The organism is Allobosea spartocytisi (genome assembly GCF_014764685.1).
In the GTDB taxonomy this organism is placed as follows: domain Bacteria; phylum Pseudomonadota; class Alphaproteobacteria; order Rhizobiales; family Beijerinckiaceae; genus Allobosea; species Allobosea spartocytisi.
Window position 1 is genome coordinate 85,806 of sequence record NZ_JACXWY010000002.1, and the last position, 18,577, is coordinate 104,382.

The 18,577-nt window shown below is 67.7% G+C and carries 13 protein-coding genes, 1 tRNA gene and 1 pseudogene; 4 read left to right on the forward strand and 11 right to left on the reverse strand.

The window, feature by feature from the left end; genetic code table 11:
• Positions 1 to 3: 3 nt before the first annotated feature.
• The 11 genes and pseudogenes from IED13_RS03280 to IED13_RS03330 form a co-directional block, all read right to left on the reverse strand.
• Positions 4 to 384: a hypothetical protein gene (locus IED13_RS03280; RefSeq protein ID WP_038368454.1), complete on the reverse strand. Its 381-nt coding sequence runs from the start codon at positions 382 to 384 to the stop codon at positions 4 to 6.
• The gene (locus IED13_RS03285) at positions 371 to 838 is read right to left on the reverse strand and encodes a hypothetical protein (protein WP_191123369.1); all 468 of its coding nucleotides are present in this window, start codon (positions 836 to 838) and stop codon (positions 371 to 373) included. The genes IED13_RS03280 and IED13_RS03285 overlap by 14 nt, the downstream gene beginning before the upstream one ends.
• Before the next feature lie 113 nt (positions 839 to 951).
• A tRNA-Sec gene (locus IED13_RS03290) sits at positions 952 to 1,047 on the reverse strand.
• Positions 1,048 to 1,155: 108 nt separating this feature from the next.
• A pseudogene (gene selB, locus IED13_RS03295) lies at positions 1,156 to 2,970 on the reverse strand (selenocysteine-specific translation elongation factor); the annotation flags it as partial.
• A complete protein-coding gene (locus IED13_RS03300; protein WP_191123370.1) occupies positions 2,967 to 3,713 on the reverse strand; it encodes a tetratricopeptide repeat protein in 747 nt (248 codons plus the stop codon). The pseudogene selB and the gene IED13_RS03300, both read right to left, overlap by 4 nt.
• On the reverse strand, positions 3,700 to 5,106 hold the full coding sequence (selA, locus tag IED13_RS03305; protein WP_191123371.1) for an L-seryl-tRNA(Sec) selenium transferase: 1,407 nt from the start codon (positions 5,104 to 5,106) through the stop codon (positions 3,700 to 3,702). Before selA ends, IED13_RS03300 begins: the two co-directional genes overlap by 14 nt.
• Positions 5,107 to 5,134: 28 nt before the next feature.
• The gene (gene fdhE / locus IED13_RS03310; protein ID WP_112761801.1) at positions 5,135 to 6,055 is read right to left on the reverse strand and encodes a formate dehydrogenase accessory protein FdhE; all 921 of its coding nucleotides are present in this window, start codon (positions 6,053 to 6,055) and stop codon (positions 5,135 to 5,137) included.
• Between the two features lie 70 nt (positions 6,056 to 6,125).
• Entirely contained in the window at positions 6,126 to 6,821 is a 696-nt protein-coding gene (locus tag IED13_RS03315; protein ID WP_191123372.1) for a formate dehydrogenase subunit gamma, read from the reverse strand.
• Positions 6,805 to 7,722, reverse strand: coding sequence for a formate dehydrogenase subunit beta (gene fdxH / locus IED13_RS03320; RefSeq protein ID WP_038368440.1), 918 nt, complete (start codon positions 7,720 to 7,722; stop codon positions 6,805 to 6,807). Before fdxH ends, IED13_RS03315 begins: the two co-directional genes overlap by 17 nt.
• Before the next feature lie 13 nt (positions 7,723 to 7,735).
• Positions 7,736 to 10,819: a formate dehydrogenase-N subunit alpha gene (gene fdnG, locus IED13_RS03325; protein ID WP_112762331.1), complete on the reverse strand. Its 3,084-nt coding sequence runs from the start codon at positions 10,817 to 10,819 to the stop codon at positions 7,736 to 7,738.
• Between the two features lie 180 nt (positions 10,820 to 10,999).
• Positions 11,000 to 11,938 (reverse strand): helix-turn-helix domain-containing protein, encoded by a 939-nt coding sequence (locus IED13_RS03330; protein WP_191123373.1) that lies wholly within the window; start codon positions 11,936 to 11,938, stop codon positions 11,000 to 11,002.
• A 237-nt stretch (positions 11,939 to 12,175) separates the two neighbouring features.
• On the opposite strand from IED13_RS03330, the gene IED13_RS03335 reads away from it, so the two are divergent.
• The 4 genes from IED13_RS03335 to IED13_RS03350 all read left to right on the forward strand — a co-directional run bounded on the left by IED13_RS03335 (position 12,176) and on the right by IED13_RS03350 (position 18,510).
• The gene (locus tag IED13_RS03335) at positions 12,176 to 14,392 is read left to right on the forward strand and encodes a TonB-dependent siderophore receptor (RefSeq protein ID WP_191123588.1); all 2,217 of its coding nucleotides are present in this window, start codon (positions 12,176 to 12,178) and stop codon (positions 14,390 to 14,392) included.
• A gap of 192 nt (positions 14,393 to 14,584) precedes the next feature.
• A complete protein-coding gene (locus tag IED13_RS03340) occupies positions 14,585 to 15,460 on the forward strand; it encodes an ABC transporter substrate-binding protein (protein WP_191123374.1) in 876 nt (291 codons plus the stop codon).
• Entirely contained in the window at positions 15,453 to 17,438 is a 1,986-nt protein-coding gene (gene fhuB, locus IED13_RS03345; RefSeq protein WP_191123375.1) for a Fe(3+)-hydroxamate ABC transporter permease FhuB, read from the forward strand. Before IED13_RS03340 ends, fhuB begins: the two co-directional genes overlap by 8 nt.
• Positions 17,431 to 18,510 (forward strand): siderophore-interacting protein, encoded by a 1,080-nt coding sequence (locus tag IED13_RS03350; RefSeq protein WP_191123376.1) that lies wholly within the window; start codon positions 17,431 to 17,433, stop codon positions 18,508 to 18,510. Before fhuB ends, IED13_RS03350 begins: the two co-directional genes overlap by 8 nt.
• The last annotated feature ends 67 nt before the right edge of the window (positions 18,511 to 18,577 follow it).

The window sequence follows — 18,577 nt, forward strand, 5'->3', positions numbered from 1 at the left end:
GCCTCACGCCGCCTCGACCTTGAGGTTACGGCCCCAGACGTCGAAGAAGGCGCCTTCGTTCAGCACCAGCCGGTTCTCCCTGAGCGCGCCTTCCAGCTCCCGCAGCCGGGCGCGGGCGGTTTCGTCGGGCACGAGTCCGCCATCCGCGTCGCGGGTGGGGAAGAAGGCGGCGCCGTCCCAGCTCGTGCCCGCGCCGCGCAGCATCAGCACGATGTCGCCCCAGTCGATCTCGTCGCCGACGACATGGACGAAGGTCGAGCGCAGCGGCTCCACCTTCGGCGGGGCGATCCTGACCAGCACGATCAGCGCCGTGAACGGGCCCTTGCGGAAGAGCTTGCCGAGCCAGCGATCGAAATCGGTGCCGAGCCCTCTAGAAGTCGACACGCGGCGTCTCCGGCATGTAGCGCTCGAACAGCGCGTAGAAGTCGCTGCCGATCTCGGCGCGATACCAATCCTCGAAGCCGCGCAGCGCCTCCGCGGCGCTTTCGGTGGTGGAGGCGGCTTCCGTCGACAATTCGGTCCGTAGCGCCTCGAGGAAGGGCGTCAATCGATCGAGGACGAGCTCCTGCCGGGGCCCGATCTCCTCCCAGCCGAGCGTTTGCGCGATGACGAAGCGGGCGCGTGCAACGGCTTTCTCGGGCTCGTCGGCTTCGCTGATGGCCCTGACGGCACCGCGCACGAGATTGAGCCGCCGGAAGGCCGTGGCGCGTTCGAGAGCGAGCGCGGCGATCCGTGCCGCCGCCTCCTTGCGATAGGCGTCCTCGGCCTCCCCAGCGGCTTCGGCGGCGTGCTCGAAGCCGGCGATCAGATCGAGGGCGGGGGCTTCGCTGTCGGTCATGCGGCCTCTCGAGCTTTGCCCGGACAATGACGTTCGATACTCAGAAAATCTAATAAAAACAAATCATTGCGGCATCGGTTTGAATCAGAAGCTCAGTTCGATGCCGTAGAAACTGGCGGAAGAGAATGGGAGTCGAACCCACCAGAGACCGTCTGACGGCCCCTCCCGGATTTGAAGTCCGGACGCCCCACCGGGGACGTTTCTCCTCCATCGGGTGCCACCGGCAGCGGCCCGAACAGGTCGAGCCGCTGCCGGTTGATGCGCCGGAGATCGCCGCGGCGGATGGTGACGCCGTGGCGGTCGAAGAATTCGAGAATCTGGATAGCGACCTTTCGGCCGTTGTCGAGCCTGTCGCGGAATTGCGCGGCGTTGAAGCCGGCCGGATGTTGTGCGGCAAGCGCGCTCGCGATGCCGACCATCTCGACCACCGTCTGGCGCAGGAAAAAGTGATCGAGCGCGATTTCGTGCACGTCGCCGCGCCGTCCGATCAGCCGGAACAGCCGACGGATTTCCTCCTCGCGACGGCCGAGCATCTGGCCGATGTCGCGCACGCGCGGCGGGCGGAAGCGCTCATCGCCGCCGATCAGCGGTGCGATGCGGCCCCACAGGGTCTCGTCCTCCGGCGAGAGCCGGACTTCATGACCGGGCCGCCTGATCCAGGAGCCGGAGGCGGCGACCACGCCGTCCTCCGTGAGCCGCGCCAGCGCCTGGCGGAACAAGGGCGCCGGCTGGCGCGGCGCCACAGCGAGCCGCAAACGCTCCAGCCCCATGCCGGGCAGGTCGGGATGTTCAGCGTGATAGGCGTCGAGCGTGTCGGCCACGGCTTTAGCCAGCGCCTGCCAATGCTCGGGCAGCATCGCAAGGGCGCCGATCCTGACGAGGTGGAGCCGTGCGGTCAGTTGCTCCGCGGCGTCAGCGCCCAGCGCGCGGTCGCGGACGAAGCTGTCGATCTCGACATGGTAGGGCGCGACCCCCAGCAGCGCACGCAAAGCCTCGGCCGGATCGGCGAGGCCGAGGGCGGCAAGCTGCGCCAGCCGCTCCGGGCTGCGGCGCCTGCGCTCCGGAGCGCGCAGGTCGAGGAAGCGGCCGCCGCCGATGCTGCGCGAGGCCGAGATGTCGCGCAGCACGAAGCGGTCAAGCGCAGCCGCGGCAAGCGGGCTGTCGAGAACGAGCTGGACCGGGGCGGTCGCGCCCGGCGCGATCTCCTCGCCCAGCAGCACGATGCGGGCGCCGACTTCCGCCGCGGCGTGATGGAGCCGCACCGGCTGCCACATGGCGAGGGGCCTGGTTTCGGAGGCGAGCAGCGTGATCTCGGCGTCGATCCGGCTTGCCGGTGCGTGCAGGGTCGGCACCAGCACCATGTCGCCATGCCGGATCGCCTCCTTCGCGATGCCGGGTCCGGCAAGGTTGAGCGCGCAGCGGTCGCCGGCATGGCCGGTCTCGGCCGGACGGTTCTGGGCATGGATCGAGCGGATGCGCGCCGGCAGGCCGGCCGGCGAGACGATGACGCTGTCGCCGACGTGGACGGAGCCCGACAGCACCGTGCCTGTCACCACCGTGCCGGTGCCCTGCAAGGTGAAGCAGCGATCGACAGCGAGGCGGAAAGCGCCGTCACCCCGCCTGCCTTGCGCCTGACGCGCCTTGGCCGCGAGCAATTCGCTCAATTCCGGGAGCCCGTCGCCGATCACGGTCGAGACCGGCAGCATCGGTGCGTCGGCGAAGGGCGTGTCCGCGAGCAGGTTGGCGACCTCGTTGCGCACGGTGGCGATCCGCTCCGCACCGACGAGATCGGTCTTGGTGAGCGCGACCACGGCGTCGCGGATGCCGAGCAGGCGGGCGATGGCGACATGCTCGCGCGTCTGCGGCATCACCCCGTCATCGGCCGCGACGACGAGCAGGATGAGGTCGATGCCGGAAGCGCCGGCCAGCATCGTATGGACCAGCTTCTCATGGCCGGGAACGTCGATGAAGCCGATCACGGAGCCATCGGCCTGCGGCCAATAGGCGAAGCCGAGCGCGATCGAGATGCCGCGCGCCTTCTCCTCCTTCAGCCGGTCGGTATCGACGCCGGTGAGGCGCTTCACCAGCGAGGTCTTGCCATGGTCGATATGGCCGGCCGTGCCGATGATCATGGCGCGGCCTCGATCGGGGAGGCGGCGCGCGCGGCCTTGATGAAGGGCGCGGCGAGACGGCTGCCCTTGGCCTCGGCCGAGAGCAGCAGGGAAAGCGCGCGCGCGGAATCCTGAGCCACGCCCTGGCCGAGCAGGGTCGCGGCGCCGAGCATGGCCTCGGAATCGGGATCGTCGGCCGCCATGCCGCGCTGCCACCATTCGGCCGCCACGGCGGGATCGCGCTCCACGCCAAGAGCGTCATGGAACATCATGCCGAGCCGGGTCATGCTGGTCGCGATGCCGGCCTCGGCGGCGGCTTTCGCCCAGCGCAGGGCTTCCGCCCGCGCCTCGGGCAGGCCGCTTTCGAGCAGCATCCAGGACAGCATGTCCTGCGCCGGGGCATCGTCCTGTTCTGCCGCCAGCCGGTAGAGCCGCATCGCCTCGTCATCGCTCTGCGCGACGCCGTCGCCCCTGAAATGGAGCGCTGCGAGATTGCGCTGCCCGACCGGATCACCGCTATTCGCGGCCAGCGTCAGCCAGCGCAGGGCAAGCGTGAGATCGCGCTCCACCCCGAGCCCTTCGGCGAAACAGGCGCCGATATTGTTCTGGGCCCGCGCGATGCCGGCATGGGCGAGCGGCCCCCAGAGCGCCAGCGCGGCGCGATGGTCGCCGCGCTCGACGGCATCAGTGGCGCGCGTCATGACGGCAGCCACATCCTCTGCGCCGGAGTTGTCCTTGCGGCGCAGCCGGTCAAGCCAGCCCATCGCCGCCTCCGGGCTTCAGCCTCGCGAGCTGCGCGGCGAAGAGCGCCTCGTCTTCGAGGCAACGCAGGTCGAGGACGAGCGCGCCTTGTGCGATGCGCCCGATCACCGGCACCGGTACGGCCCGGAAGGCGGCGGCCAAGGCCTCGACGGCGCCGCCGCTGGCCTTGCCGGCCGGCGCGATCGCCAGCCCCGCGCTCGGCAGCGTCTCCAGCGGCAACGCGCCGGAGCCGATCTGGCTGGCGCAGTCGATCGTCTCGACGGTCCAGCCGGCACCGAGCGCGGCCGCCATTTGCGGCTGCAACCGCTCGGCCAGCGCGCGCAACTCCGCGGCCTTGCGTGTGAACAGGCGCAGCGTCGGCAGGCGCTCGGCCAGCCGGTCGGGATCGCGATAGAGCCGGAGCGTCGCCTCCAGCGCCGCGAGGCGGAGCTTGTCGAGCCGGAGCGCGCGCTTCAGCGGATTCTTGGCGAGCCTGGCGATCAGATCCTTCCGCCCGGCGACGATGCCGGCCTGCGGGCCCCCGAGCAGCTTGTCGCCGGAGAAGGTGACGAGATCGGCGCCGCCCTTCAGCGCGTCCTGCACGGTCTTTTCGTGCCGCAGCCCCCAGCGGGCGAGGTCGATCAGCGTGCCCGAGCCGAGATCGTCGACGAAAGGCAGGTCGTGCGTGCGGGCGAGCTTCGCCAGCTCTGCCGGCTCGACCTCCGCCGTGAAGCCCTGCACGACATAGTTCGAGGTGTGGACCTTCAGCAGCAATCCGGTCTCAGGGCCGATGGCCTCGGCATAGTCCTTGAGATGCGTGCGATTGGTGGTGCCGACCTCGCGCAGGATCGCGCCGGCGCGGCCCATGATATCCGGCATGCGGAAGGCGCCGCCGATCTCGATCAGTTCGCCGCGCGAGACGATGGCCTCGCGATCCCGGGCGAGGGTGTTGAGCACGAGCAGAACCGCCGAGGCATTGTTGTTGACCAGCACCGCATCCTCGGCGCCGGTCAATTCCCGGATCAGGCCGCGCACATGCGCGTCGCGCTCGCCGCGCTGCCCGGCCTCGATCTCATATTCGAGATTGGTCGGTGCGCGCATCGCGGTGACGACGGCTTGAACCGCCTCCTCGGCCAGCAGGGCGCGGCCGAGATTGGTGTGCAGCACCGTGCCGGTGAGGTTGATCACCGGGCGCTGCGACGGCCGCCCGCGCTCCTCCAGCACATCGAGCGCCATGCGCGCGATGGCATGGGCCGAGGCGGCGTGAGAGGTCTCGCTCTGCCGCATCCGCTCCAGCACCTGCCGCACTGCTTGCGTCGTCTCGCTGCGGCCATGGCGGGTGATGGCGAGGGCGCCTTCGCCGCTGCGCAGGATCTCGTCGACCGATGGCGGGCGGAAGCGTTCGGGTCTGTTCATCAGGCTCCCTCCGGGAGACGCATGATCGTCAATAGCCGAGCAGGAACGGGTTCACCCCCGCCCGTTTCCAGCCGGCCTCCGTCACCAGCAGATCGAGGCCGAGGCTCGCGATATCGTCGGCGACGGGTTCCAGCTCCGTATCCTTGCGGCGGTTCAGGATCTTCACATAGGTCCGGCATTCGTCGCAGGTCTCGGCCTTGATCGTGTCGGCGATGCCCTCGATCGCCTGATAGGCGATGCCCTTGGTCGAGCCGCAAGTGACGCACTTCACCCGGACGTGGTTCCATTGCGCCGCGCAGAGCGAGCACTGGACATAGCGCACACCCTCGACATTGACGTCGGCGACGATCGAACTCGTTACCGGCGGCCCGCCGCAACAAGGGCAGACGCCATCCGCGACCGGCTGCGGCAGGAGCGGGTCGAGCTGCGCCACGCAGCGGGCCGCGACGACCTGCAAGGCCGCGGCGGCGAAGATGTGCTCGGCTACCGCCTCGACCGGGATCGCATCGGCCAGCACCGCGGCGAACATCGCGCGGCGGCCTTCGTCATCGACCGCCATGGCCCGTTCGAGGGCCGCGCGGGCAAGGTCCGGCATGGCGACGCCTGCCAGCAGCTTCGCCAGCCCGTCGAGCGCGGCCGAGGCGGCCGGATCGTCGGCAAGATCTTCGCGGGGCAGGAGCGGCATGGCATTGGCGGCCCGCATCCGAAGCTCGCCCAAGGCGGGCAGGGCAGGGGGCGGCAAGGTGCGCGCGAGCTCGTCCTGCGCCTTCGACAGCGCGGCCAGGAAGCTCAGATAGGGCTCGAGCTGGTGGCCGGGCGCGAGCGCTGCGAAGCGCATGGCGCGCAGCCCGAACAGCGTCTCCGGCAAGGGCAGGCGGATGAAGGGCGGCTTGTCGCGCTCGGCGATGCCGACTTCCTCGAAGGGCGCGAAGCCCGGAGCATCACTCATTCTGGTCCTCTCGAACCGCACGGGTCACGGGAGGCGGAGCGGCCCGGCCGCCCCGCATGCAAGGATATTGCTACTCGGCCGGGCCGACAGTGTGGCGGCGCGGTGGTGTCTGGCGTTCGTCGATCACGCCCTCGCGCGCCTCCTGGCGCAGCCAGAGCCGATGGTGGCGGAAAGCCCAGCCGCCCGTCACCTTACCCTCCGTCATCGCGTTCATCGTGCCGCGCACATAGAAGCCGGCATAGATATGGACGATGACGACCAGCAGCATCGCGATCGCCGCCAGCGCATGCAGGATATGGCCGAAGCGCTGCTGCTCGATGGTGAAGCTCGCGCCGAAATATTCGTACCAGATCATGATCCCCGTGCCGAACAGGACGAGGATCAGCAGCGTCATCAGCCAGAAGACGATCTTCTGGGCGCCGTTGTACTTGCCGATCTCGGGCAGGTTCTCCTCATGGCCGGACATCACCTCGCCGATATGGCGCATCCATTGTGTGTCGACCTTCTGCCAGAAATTGTATCTGACCATCTGGACGAAGAGGATGGCGAAGCTCGCCAGCAGCACGACGCCGATCCAGGGATGCAGGGCGCGGGTGTTCGCGCCGCCGCCGAACAGGCCCGACAGGAAGAACAGCGAGGGGTGGAACAGCGCCGCCCCGCTGAGAGCGAGCAGGATCAGCGAGATCGCGGTGACCCAGTGATTGACGCGCACGCGGCCGGGATAACGGTCGACGGTCGTGCGCTCCTCTTCACGCCTGACGACCACGGGCTGCCTCCTCGTCGATCACATGCTCGGCCTCGCGGTCCTCGGCGCGGCTGACATCGTTGCGCCGGGCCACGATGCCATGGACGAAGGCGAAGGCGGCGGCGAAGCCGATCGCCGCCATGCCGGCATATTTGGTCAGCCCCTTCCATAATTCGACGACCTGGCTGATCCGCGGATTGTTCGGCAGCCCGGCATAGAGCTGCGGCTGGTCGGCATGGTGGAGCACATACATCACATGCGTGCCGCCGACGCCCGGCGGGTCGTAGATGCCGGCATTCTGGAAGCCGCGCGACTTGAGATCCGCCACACGCGTCTGCGCGAAGGTGAGCTGCGCCTGCTTGGTGCCGAAGGTGATCGCCCCCGTCGGGCAGGCCTTGGCGCAGGCCGGCGCCTGGCCGACCGAGACCCGATCCGAGCAGAGCGTGCACTTATAGGCCTTGTGATCGGTCTGGCTGATGCGCGGGATGTTGAAGGGGCAGCCCTTCACGCAATAGCCGCAGCCGATGCAGTTCTCCGAGACGAAATCGACGATGCCGTTGTTGTACTGCACGATCGCGCCGGGCGAGGGGCAGGCCTTGAGGCAGCCCGGATCGGCGCAATGCATGCAGCCATCCTTGCGGATCAGCCATTCGAGATTGCCGCTCTGCGGGTTCTCCCATTCGGTGAACCGCATCAGCGTCCAGCTGTTCGGCGTCAGATCGTGCGGATTGTCATAGGAGCCGGTGTTGAAGCCGACCTCCTCGCGCAGATTGTTCCATTCCAGGCAGGCCGACTGGCATGCCTTGCAGCCGATGCATTTCGAGACGTCGATGAGCTTCGCCACCTCGAAATCGTGGCGGACATCCGGCGGCCGCATATTGGTCGCCGAGATGCGGGCGAAGTCCTGGCTCTGCAATCCCATGGTCTTCGCCTCCCTAGCTCGTCGCCGGCCCGTTGGACGGCTCGACATTCACGAGGAACGCCTTGAACTCGGGCGTCTCGATATTGGCGTCGCCGACGAACGGGGTGAGGCTGTTCGGGCCGAAGCCCTTGCGCGCCGCACCGGTGAAGCCCCAATGGAGCGGGATGCCGACGATATGGACGGTCTTGCCGTCGCAGATCAGCGGCTTGATGCGCTTGGTCACCATCGCCTTGGCATAGACCGAGCCGCGGTTGGACGAGACCTTCACCCAGCCGCCCTTCTGGATGTTCTTCTCCGCGGCGAGCTGCTCGCTGATCTCGACGAAGAACTCCGGCTGCAGCACCGCATTGACCCAGACATGCTTGGTCCAGAAGTGGAAATGCTCGGTCAGGCGGTAGGAGGTCGCGGCATAGGGGAACTTGTCCGAGGTTCCGAGCGCCGCGAGATCGTCCTTGAAGATGCGCGCGGCCGGGTTGCCGCGGATCTTCGGGGCGAGCACGTTGGCGACCGGGCTCTCGAAGGGCTCGTAATGGGCCGGGAAGGGGCCGTCCTTCATCATCGCCCGGGCGAAGAGCCGTGCGGTTCCCTCCGGATTCATGATGAAGGGGCCGACATCCTGCGGCTTGGCGCCGGGCGCGATATCCGGCACGTCGAAGCCCGCCCAGGCCGTGCCGTTCCACTCGATCAGCTTGCGCTTCGGATCCCAGGCCTTGCCGTCGAGATCGGCCGAGGCGCGGTTGTAGAGAATCCGGCGGTTCGCCGGCCAGGAGAAGGCCCAGTTCGAATAGGCGCCGGTATTGCCGGGGTCGCTGGTGTCCCGGCGGGCCATCATGTTGCCCTTCTCGGTCCAGCAGCCGGAATAGATCCAGCAGCCGCAGGCGGTCGAGCCGTCGTCGCGCAATTGCCCGAAGGTGTCGATCTGCTTGCCCTTCTCCAGGATGACCTTGCTCGGATCGACCGGGTCGGTCACCGTCGAGACGACATAGCCGTTCATCTCCTTGGCCATCTCGTCCGGCTCGGGCTCGCCCGGGTCGCGATAGGGCCAGTGGAGATTGACGATCGGGTCCGGGAAGGCCCCGCCCTCCTTCTGGTAGAGCGCGCGCAGGCGCATATGGAGCTGCGCCATGATCCAGTTGTCGTGCTTGGCCTCGCCCGGAGGCTCGGCCCCCGGCCAGTGCCATTGCAGCCAGCGGCCGGAATTGACCAGTGAACCCTCGTCCTCGGCGAAGCAGCTCGTCGGCAGCTCGAAGACCTCGGTCTTGATGTCCTCGGGCTTGACGTCGTTATGGACGCCCTCGTCCTTCCAGAACCGTGCCGTCTCGGTCTGCAGCGGGTCCATCACCACGAGGAATTTCAGCTTCGACAGCGAGGCCGTGACCTTGCCCCGGTTGGGGAAGGAGAGCAGCGGGTTGAAGCCCTGGCAGAAATAGCCGTTGACCTTGCCCTGGCTCATCAGCTCGAAGGTGCGCAGCACGTCGTAGCCGGGCACGTCGAGCTTCGGCAGCCACTGATAGGCGAAGTCGTTCTCCGCCGTCGCCGCCGGGCCCCACATCGACTTCAGGAAGCTCACCATGAACTTCTTGTAGTTCTGCCAGTAGCTCATCTGGTTGGGCCTGAGCGGCTTGAAGCCGCGCGTCGACATATAGGTCGAAAAATCGACCTCCTTGTCGGTCCCGAGCGTCAGATAGCCCGGGATCAGGTTCGACATCAGGCCGATGTCGGTGAGCCCCTGGATGTTGGAGTGCCCGCGCAGCGCATTCATGCCACCGCCGCGCATACCGATATTGCCGAGCATGAGCTGCAGCATCGCCATGGAGCGGATGTTCTGCGAGCCCTTGGAGTGCTGCGTCCAGCCGAGCGCGTACATCGAGGTCATGACCTTGTCGCGCGCCGAGGTCTCCGCGATCATCTTGCAGATCGTGAGGTACTTGTCCTTTGGCGTGCCGCAGATGCGCTCGACCATCTCCGGCGTGTAGACCGCGATATGCTTCTTCAGGAGCTGGTAGACGCAGCGCGGATGCTGCAGCGTCTCGTCGATCTGGACATAGCCGTCCGGCCCGAGCTCGTATTCCCAGCTCGAGCGGTCATAGTCGCGCTTGGCCTCGTCGTAGCCGGTGAACAAACCGTCCTGATAGCCGAAGCCCTCCTTCACGATATAGGGCGCGTTGGTGAAGGCGCGCACATAGTCGTGTTGGATCTTGTCGTTATCGATGCAGTACTTGATCACCCCGAGCAGGAAAGCGATGTCGGTGCCTTGCCGGATCGGCGCGTAGAAATCCGCGACCGAGGCCGTGCGCGTGAAGCGCGGATCGACGACGATCAGCTTGGCGCCGCGCTGGGCCTTCGCCTCAGTGACCCATTTGAAGCCGCAAGGGTGCGCTTCGGCGGCGTTGCCGCCCATGACGACGATGAGGTCGGTGTTCTTGATGTCCGTCCAGGAGTTGGTCATCGCACCGCGACCGAATGTTGGGGCCAGACTGGCCACCGTCGGTCCGTGTCAAACGCGCGCCTGGTTGTCGAACGCCAATATCCCGAGACTTCGGACGACCTTGTAGGTCAGGAACGCCGTTTCGTTGGTGGTCGCCGATGCCGCGAGGAAGCCCGTCGTCAGCCAGCGATTGACCGTGACGCCGTCCTGGTTGGTCTTGATGAAGTTCTTGTCGCGATCGTCCTTCATCAGTCGCGCGATGCGGTCGAGCGCCTCGCCCCAGCTGATCTGCCGGAATTCGCGCTCGCCGGGCCCGCGATATTGCGGGACCTTGGTGCGCGTCTCGGAATGGACGAAGTCGAGAAGGGCGGAACCCTTCGGGCAGAGCGTGCCGCGATTGGTCGGATGGTCGGGGTCGCCCTCGATATGGATGATCGCGGGATGGGCGTTCTTGGACCCGTCGCCGAGGCCGTACATGATGACGCCGCAGGCGACGGAGCAGTACGGACAGGTGTTTCGGGTTTCCGTCGTGCCCGTCAGCTTGAAAGGTCGCACGGCCTGGGCGAGGGCTTCCTCAGCCCCGCCGAATCCGAGCGCGGCGACGGCAGATCCGCCGATCCCCGCCCCTGCGGCTTTCATGAACTGGCGGCGCGAGAGCTCATGCAGCATCTCAACCTCCCAGGCGAACAATCACGTATCGTTCAATTTGGAATAGTGAAACTCTGGCCAGGGGGCGTCAAGCTGCCTCTTGCTTGGGCATTGCGTCGCATGGCTAGACTTTTGTCGTAGTCCGTTGCCGGCGAAGCCCGCGGTTCGCGCTCGCGGTGAAGGCCCGTCGCGACGGGCGCGTTATGCCGATTCCCTGCGTTTGGCCGGCTGCATCGCTCCGCTCGATGGGATGGTCGCGCTGCTGCGCCGCGCCCGCTGCCAGGCGGCGGGCGTCTCGCCGGCGATGCGGCGGAAGACGCGGGTGAAATGCGCCTGATCGGAAAAGCCGATCTCGGCCGCGATCTCCGTCAGGGTGCGGTCGCCGGCAGCCAGCATCTCCTGGCCCTTCCGCACGCGCGCCTGCAATTGCCATTGATGCGGCGGCAGGCCGGTCGCCGCCTTGAAGGCATGGCTGAAATGCGACTGCGAGAGATCGACCAGCGCAGCCAGCTCCTGCAGGCGGATGTTGTCGCCGCAATGATCGGCGATGAAATCGGTGATGCGCCGCAATTGCTCGCCGGTCAGCGACGAGCGCCGGCGCGGCTCGCGGCGCCGGACCTGGAAGAGATCGATCAGCAGGGCGAGCACGAGCCCGTCGCCATAGAGGTCGTGCCGCCGCTCCGGCTCCGCGCATTCGGCTGCGATCATCCGCGCCAGCGCCATGATGCGCTCGTCGCTGAACATGATGCGGGGTTGCGCGAGGATGGCCCGGTCGAGCGGCTCGGCGAGCCGTTCCGCGATCTCCTGCGCGTCGAAATGCAGGTCGAGATGCTTCAGCCGCAGCCGCTCGTCGATGCGCGTCCAGACCGGCATCCCGGCCGGCATGTAGCTGATCGATGATCCCCCGGGTGCACTCGCAATGCCGGGCCCGCCGGGCGAGAGCCGCGTCTCGAACGATCCGCCCTCCGTCTCGAGCACGATGAACAGCCGCGGATGCTGCGAGACATATTCGCCGCGCGCGCCCTTCTCGCAGCGCGCCTGCCAGAGATCGGCGATCACGCCGTTGAAGGCGCGCCATTTCAGCGTGCCGATGACGCTGATGCCTTCCCGGACGGAATTCATGCTCGGCTGGAGCGACATCGACTTCTTCCGTCGGTGGCGATGGAAAGGTGGCGAGAATGCAACACCGTGGCCGCATGATACGGGACAGAACAAAAACGTTCAATGCATAGCAGAAACGATCAATCCGGCTGCTGGTGTGAGTGTTAGGGAAAATTGTCCCGAGATAAGTGTCGTTTTGAATTATTCTAAATATCGAATATTCGAACGCGACATCACTCATTCTGGTAGAAGCGAATTATGCGCTATACTGATCGTATGAAGATTAGATTTATTCTTGGATCGGCCACTTCGCTTCTAGCGATCGCTGGCCCGGCCTTCGCCCAGGCCCGGCAAGATCGGCAGGCCCAGACTCAGCCGGCAACGGTGCAGCTCGACACGATCACGGTCGAAGGCCAGGCCGAGACCGCGACCGGCCCGGTCAACGGCTATGTGCCGCAGCGCACGGGGACGGGCTCGAAGACCAATACGCCGATCACGGCGATCCCCCAGGCCGTCTCGGTGATTGGCCGGCGGGAGCTCGAGGACCGCAACGTCCAGAAGGTCGACGAAGCCCTGCGCTACACCGCCGGCGTCACGGCCCAGCCCTTCGGCCCGGACCCGGATACCGACTGGGTCTTCATCCGCGGTTTCCAGGCGACGCAGACCGGCATGTATCTCGACGGGCTGTCGAACTATGCCTTCGGCTTCGGCGGCTTCCAGATCGACCCGTTCATGCTCGAGCGGGTGGAGGTGCTGAAGGGACCGGCCTCTGTCCTCTACGGCGGCGGCAATCCCGGCGGCATCGTTAACATGATCAGCAAGCGCCCGAACGGCAGGAATTTCGGCCTGGTCGAGACCGGCATCAACAATTTCGGCAACGCCTACACCAACATCGACATTGGGGTCAGCGACAAGCAGGGGATCTGGAGCACGCGCCTCACGGGCCGCATCTCCGGCGGCGACCAGTACACCGACGTCGCCAAGGATTTCCGTGGCTTCATCCTGCCGCAGATCACCTACAAGCCGAACGGGGCGACCAGCTTCACGGCCTATGGCTATTATTCGGCGCTCGACCAGATCCATGTCGGCGGCGGCTTCCTGCCCTATGTCGGCACGGTGGTGAACGCGCCCTTCGGCCGCATTCCGCGCAAGGCCTTCCTCGGCGAGCCGGATATCGACAGCCAGAAGCGCGTCCAGACCATGCTGGGCTGGGAGTTCAAGCATGAGTTCGACAATGGCTGGACCTTCAGCCAGAACGCCCGCTACGGCCATATGCGCGGCTCGCAGCTCGGCCCCTATGGCTACGGTTATTCCGGGCCGGACGCGCCGTTCGGGAACGGCTTCCAGCCGCTGGCGCCCGATTACCAGCTCTACCGCATCGGCTTCCAGGAACGCACGCAGGTCAACACTTTCCTGCTCGACAACCGGCTGGAGCGGAGCTTCCGCACCGGGCCGGTCGAGCATTCGCTGCTGCTCGGCGCCGACTACAAATACTTCAACATCGACCAGACGCAGGCATCGGGCGGCGCGACGCCGATCAGCGTGACCAACCCGGTCTACGGCGCGCCGCAGGGCATGCCCTCGGTCTATCTGAACCAGGAGCTGGACCACCACCAGTTCGGGCTCTACCTCCAGGACCAGCTCCGCTTCGGCGATGGCTGGCTCGTCACGCTGAACGGCCGCTACGACTACACCAAGAAGAAATCCGTCAGCGCGCCCGGCCTGCTGTTCTCGCCGAGCTACAGCAAGAACGAGGCGGCCTTCTCCGGCCGCGCCGGCCTGGCCTATGAGTTCGCCAATGGCGTGACGCCCTATGTCAGTGCCGCGACCTTCTTCAACCCGGTCTTCGATGCCGTGCCCAACCTGACGGGCGGCCCGGCGACGCCGTTCCAGCCGGAGAAGGGCCATCAATACGAGGCCGGCGTGAAGTACAAGCCGGGCTTCATGGACGCGCTGATCACGGCCTCGGTCTTCCGGCTGGTGAAGCAGAACGTCGTCACCCCGTCGCCGACGGCGCTCAACCCCTTCGCCTCGACCCAGCTCGGCGAGGTCACCTCGACCGGCTTCGAGCTCGAGGCCAAGGCCAATCTCGACGAGAACTGGAAGGTGCTGGCGAGCTTCACCGCCTTCGACCTCAAGACGACGAAGGACACCCGCGCTGCCTATATCGGCAAGACGCCCTTCATCGTGCCGGAGGTGACCGCCTCGGGCTGGCTCGACTACACCGTCACCGAGGGGCCGCTGAGAGGCCTCGGCCTCGGCGCCGGCCTGCGCTATGTCGGCAAGTCCTGGGCCGACAACGAGAACACGCTGAAGGTGCCGGCCGTGACGCTGGTCGATGCCGCGATCCGCTACAAGATCGACGACTGGTCCTTCGCGGTGAACGTCACCAATCTCCTCGACAAGGTCTATGTGAAGAGCTGCCAGGGCTATTCCGGCTGCGGCTATGGCGATGCCCGCACCGTCACGGTCTCGGCCAGCTACAAATGGTAGGTCGCGCGCGGCGAGAGCATCGGCCCGAAAAAGCGGAATGCGGTTTTCGGAAAAAGCCGATGCAATGAACCAAATACCGCATGATGCGAGGCCGGGGCAAAAGCCGCGGCCTCTTCGCCGTTCCCGAACACTGGACCACGTATCGTCTTGCCGCCGACCCTATCCAGCGAACAGGCCATTCGAGCCGCCGGCATGACCCGGCGCGCGATGCTTGCTCTGCCCGCGCTGCTCGGCCTGGCATCGCCAGGGCGGGGGCAGGCGCCGCTGCGTGTCGCGACGATCGACTGGGCGGTGCTGGAGACGTTGCTGGCGCTCGGCCGCCCGCCGGTGGCTGCGACCGAGCTTGTCCAGTTCCGCGAGGTCGCGGTCGAGCCGCCGGTGCCGGAGAGCGTTGCCGATCTCGGCCTGCGCGGCACGGTCAATTACGAGGTGCTGCAGCTCGCCCGGCCGGAGCTGATCTACATCTCGCATTTCTATGAATCCTCAGTGCCGCGCCTGCGCCTGATCGCGCCGGTGGAGAGCTTCACGCTCTATGCGCCGGGCGTCGATCCATTCCCGGCGGCGGAGGCGATGACGCGTGCGATCGGTGCCCGTCTCGGCATCGCCGAACGGGCCGGGCGCTATATCGCCGAGACCCAGGCCGAGCTCGATGCCTGCCGGCAGCGGCTCCAGGCTCTCGACGCCCTGCCGGTCATCCCGATCAATCTCGGCGATGCCCGCCATTTCCGCGTCTTTGGCGCCGACAGCATGTTCGGCGCGGTGCTGGCCCGGATCGGCATCGCCAATGCCTGGACCGAGCCGACCAATTATTCCGCCATGGCGCCGGTAGGGCTGGAGGAACTGGCGCGAGTGCCCGAGGCCTGGATCGTGATGATCCCGCCCGTGCCGGCCGATGCCTCGCGCCTGCTCGGACGCAGCGCCTTCTGGAACGCCTTGCCGAATGTCCGGGCCGGCCGCGTCCTGACGCTGGGCTCGATCGACCCCTATGGCGGCCTGCCGGCGGCGCGTCGCTTCGCCCGCCTGCTGACGGCGGCCCTCGAACGGGCGGGAGCGGCGAAGCGTGATTAGGCCGCTCTTCCTGCATCGGCCCTTCGCGGCCGCGCTGGCGGCGCTCGCGCTCGTCGCGCTGCCCTTCGCCGCCGTGCTCGCCACCCACGCGCCGCTGCCGGGCGATCCGGCCATCGTCGCGCCGCTGGAGCAGATCCTGCTCTGGCACAGCTTGCTGCCGCGCTTCGTCACGGCGCTGCTTTGCGGCGCGGCGCTGGGCCTTGCCGGCCTGCTCCTGCAGCAGGTGCTGCGCAACCCCATCGCCGATCCCTCGACGCTCGGCCTCGCCGCGGGCGCCCAGCTCGCGCTCACCATGGCCACGGCCTTCGCGCCGGCGCTGATCGCCTTCTCGCGCGAGGCGACGGCCTTCGCGGGCGGGGCGGCGGCCGTGGCGCTCGTGCTGGCGCTGAGCTGGCGGCGCAAGCTCGACCCGGTCACCGTCATCCTCTCCGGCATGGTGGTTTCGCTGGTGGCGGCGGCGCTGGGCGCGGCCGTGGTGCTGGCCAAGGGCGATTATCTCTTCTCCCTCTTCATCTGGGGCGCGGGCTCGCTCAACCAGCAGAGCTGGGACGTCCCGCTCGCGCTGGCTCCGCGTCTCCTCCTCGGCTTTGCCGCTTCCTTCGCCCTGCTGCGGCCCCTGACCCTGCTCGCGCTCGACGACGCCAGCGCCCGCAGTCTCGGCGTCGCGCTGCTGGCGGCGCGGCTGGCCGTCCTCGTCGTCGCGGTCTGGCTCGGGGCGACGGTGGTCGCGCAAATCGGCATCATCGGTTTCGTCGGGCTCGCCGCTCCGATCCTGGCGCGGGCGCTCGGGGCGCGGCGCCTGCGCGATCGCCTGATCGCGGCGCCATTGGCCGGCGCCGTCCTGGTCTCCTTCACCGACAGCGCCGTGCAGATCCTCGGTTCGGCTACGGCCGATCTCGCCCCGACCGGCGCGGCGACAGCGCTGCTCGGTGGCCCGCTGCTGCTCTGGATGCTCGGGCGCATCCCGCCGACCGTGCCGCCGCAGATGACATCCGGCTGGCGCGAGTCGAGCCGCGTCCGCCGGCCCGTGCTGGCCGTGTCCACCCTCATGGCCGTGGCGGCCATCGTTACCCTCGGCGCGCTCGTGCTCGGGCGCGGTCCGAATGGCTGGAGCCTCGCGACCGGCACGCTCTTCACCGATCTTTTGCCCTTCAGGGGCCCGCGTATCGTCGCCGCGGGTTTCGCCGGCGCGATGCTGGCGGCGGCCGGCACGCTGATGCAGCGCCTCACCGCCAATCCGCTCGCCGGGCCGGATGTGCTCGGCGTCAGCGCGGGCGGCGGCGTCGGTCTGGCGCTGGTGCTGTTTCTGAGCAGCACCGTCACGCCATGGACGATGGCGCTCGGAGCCGGCGGCGGCTCGCTCGCCGTGCTCCTCGCCATGCTGCTGATCGCCGGCCGGGCCGGGACGGGGCCGTCGCGCCTGCTGCTGGCCGGCGTCGCACTCGGAGCGCTGTCGATGGCGGTCGTCTCGACGGTGCTCGCCCAGGGCGATAGGCGCGGCTACCTGCTGCTGGTCTGGATGTCCGGCTCGACCAACCGGGTCGGCGCCGCCGAGGCCTGGATCGCGGTCGCGAGCTGCGCCGCCCTCTGCCTGCCGCTGTTCCTGTTCTCGCGCTGGCTCGACATCCTGCCGCTGGGGGAGGGGGTGAGCCTTGCGGTCGGCCTGCCGCGCCGCGTTGGAAGGCTGGTGCTGGCGACCTTCGCCGCCTCGCTTACCGGCATCGCCTCGCTGCTGATCGGGCCCTTGAGCCTGATCGGCCTCGTCGCTCCGCATCTGGCGCGGCTCTCCGGCTTCGCCCAGGGCCGTCATCAGCTTGCCGCGGCGATGGCGCTGGGCGCAGGCGTCATGGTGCTGGCCGACTGGCTCTCGCGCGTCGTCATCTACCCCTACCAGATCCCGGTCGGGCTCTTCGCCGCCCTGATCGGCGGCCCCTACCTGATCTGGCTCTTGAGCCGCGGAGCGGAAAGCCATGACTGAGACGATCCTTTTCACCGCATCGACCTCGATCGCGCTGCCCGATCCGCACGCGCTGCTGGATCATCTCTGCGAGCGTCTCACGGAGCGCGGAACCGTGACGCGGGACGGACCCCGCGGCCGCTTCGAGAGCCGGATGGGCGCCGTCGAGATGGAGGCCGGGGCGCAGGCGCTGCACCTGCATGCCGCGTCGGATCAGCTGAATTACCTGTTCATCGCCCGCTCCTTGCTGGCCGAACACATCGCCGAATGCACTGAAGGGTCGGCACCCGCTTTCCTCTGGAGCGGCGATGGCTGCGACCTCACCGCGATTCCGTATTTCCATCAGGCGACCGTGCGTGCGAGCCGCCCGGTCACCCCACGCATGCGGCGCGTCACGCTTGCGGTCGCGGATGTCGGCCAGCTCGAGACGGGTGGCCTGCATGTCCGGGTGCTGATCCCGCCGCAGGGCAGGGCGCCCGTCTGGCCGTCGCTGGCGCCCGATGGCCGCGTGCTCTGGCCGAAGGGCGAGGACGAGCTGACGACGCGCGTCTACACCATCCGCAGCCTCGACCATGCCCGCGGCGAGGTCGATATCGATGTCGTGCTGCATGAGGACACGCCCGGCTCCGTCTGGGCGCGTACGGCCGGGCCGGGCGACACCGTCGGCCTGATGGGGCCGGGCGGCGGCGAGATCGTCCCGGCCGATTGCTACCTGCTCGGCGGCGACGAAACTGCGCTTCCGGTGATCGCGCGTTTCGCGGAAAGCCTGCCGGCTGGTGCGAAGGCGATCTTGCGTATCGAGGTCGCCGATGCGCGGGAGGAGCAACCGATCGCTTCCGCCGCCACGCTCGATCTGCGCTGGCTGCATCGCAACGGCGCCGAAGCGGGTTCGACCGATCTGCTCGAACGGGCCATCCGGGCGGTGGAATGGCCGCAAGGCGGGGCGCATTATGCCCTGATCGGCAGCGAGCAGGCCTCCGCCCGTGCGATCAGGACCTATCTGCGCAAGGAGCGCGGCATGGCCAGGGATCGCCACCTCGTTGCGGCGTATTGGCGCCGGGGCCACGCCGCGGTCGAGCGCGAGCGCGACTGAACCGGGTTCGACCGCCTACGGCATCGGACCGAATATCGTATTCAGCCCGATGCCGTAGATCTTTGTT

Coding starts and splice junctions, on each gene's coding strand:
- IED13_RS03300 (WP_191123370.1), bottom strand. CDS start 3,713: ATGGGCTGGCTTGACCGGCTGCGCCGCAAGGACAACTCCGGCGCAGAG.
- IED13_RS03335 (WP_191123588.1), top strand. CDS start 12,176: ATGAAGATTAGATTTATTCTTGGATCGGCCACTTCGCTTCTAGCGATC.
- IED13_RS03285 (WP_191123369.1), bottom strand. CDS start 838: ATGACCGACAGCGAAGCCCCCGCCCTCGATCTGATCGCCGGCTTCGAG.
- IED13_RS03340 (WP_191123374.1), top strand. CDS start 14,585: ATGACCCGGCGCGCGATGCTTGCTCTGCCCGCGCTGCTCGGCCTGGCA.
- fdxH (WP_038368440.1), bottom strand. CDS start 7,722: ATGGGATTGCAGAGCCAGGACTTCGCCCGCATCTCGGCGACCAATATG.
- selA (WP_191123371.1), bottom strand. CDS start 5,106: ATGAACAGACCCGAACGCTTCCGCCCGCCATCGGTCGACGAGATCCTG.
- fdhE (WP_112761801.1), bottom strand. CDS start 6,055: ATGAGTGATGCTCCGGGCTTCGCGCCCTTCGAGGAAGTCGGCATCGCC.
- IED13_RS03330 (WP_191123373.1), bottom strand. CDS start 11,938: ATGTCGCTCCAGCCGAGCATGAATTCCGTCCGGGAAGGCATCAGCGTC.
- IED13_RS03350 (WP_191123376.1), top strand. CDS start 17,431: ATGACTGAGACGATCCTTTTCACCGCATCGACCTCGATCGCGCTGCCC.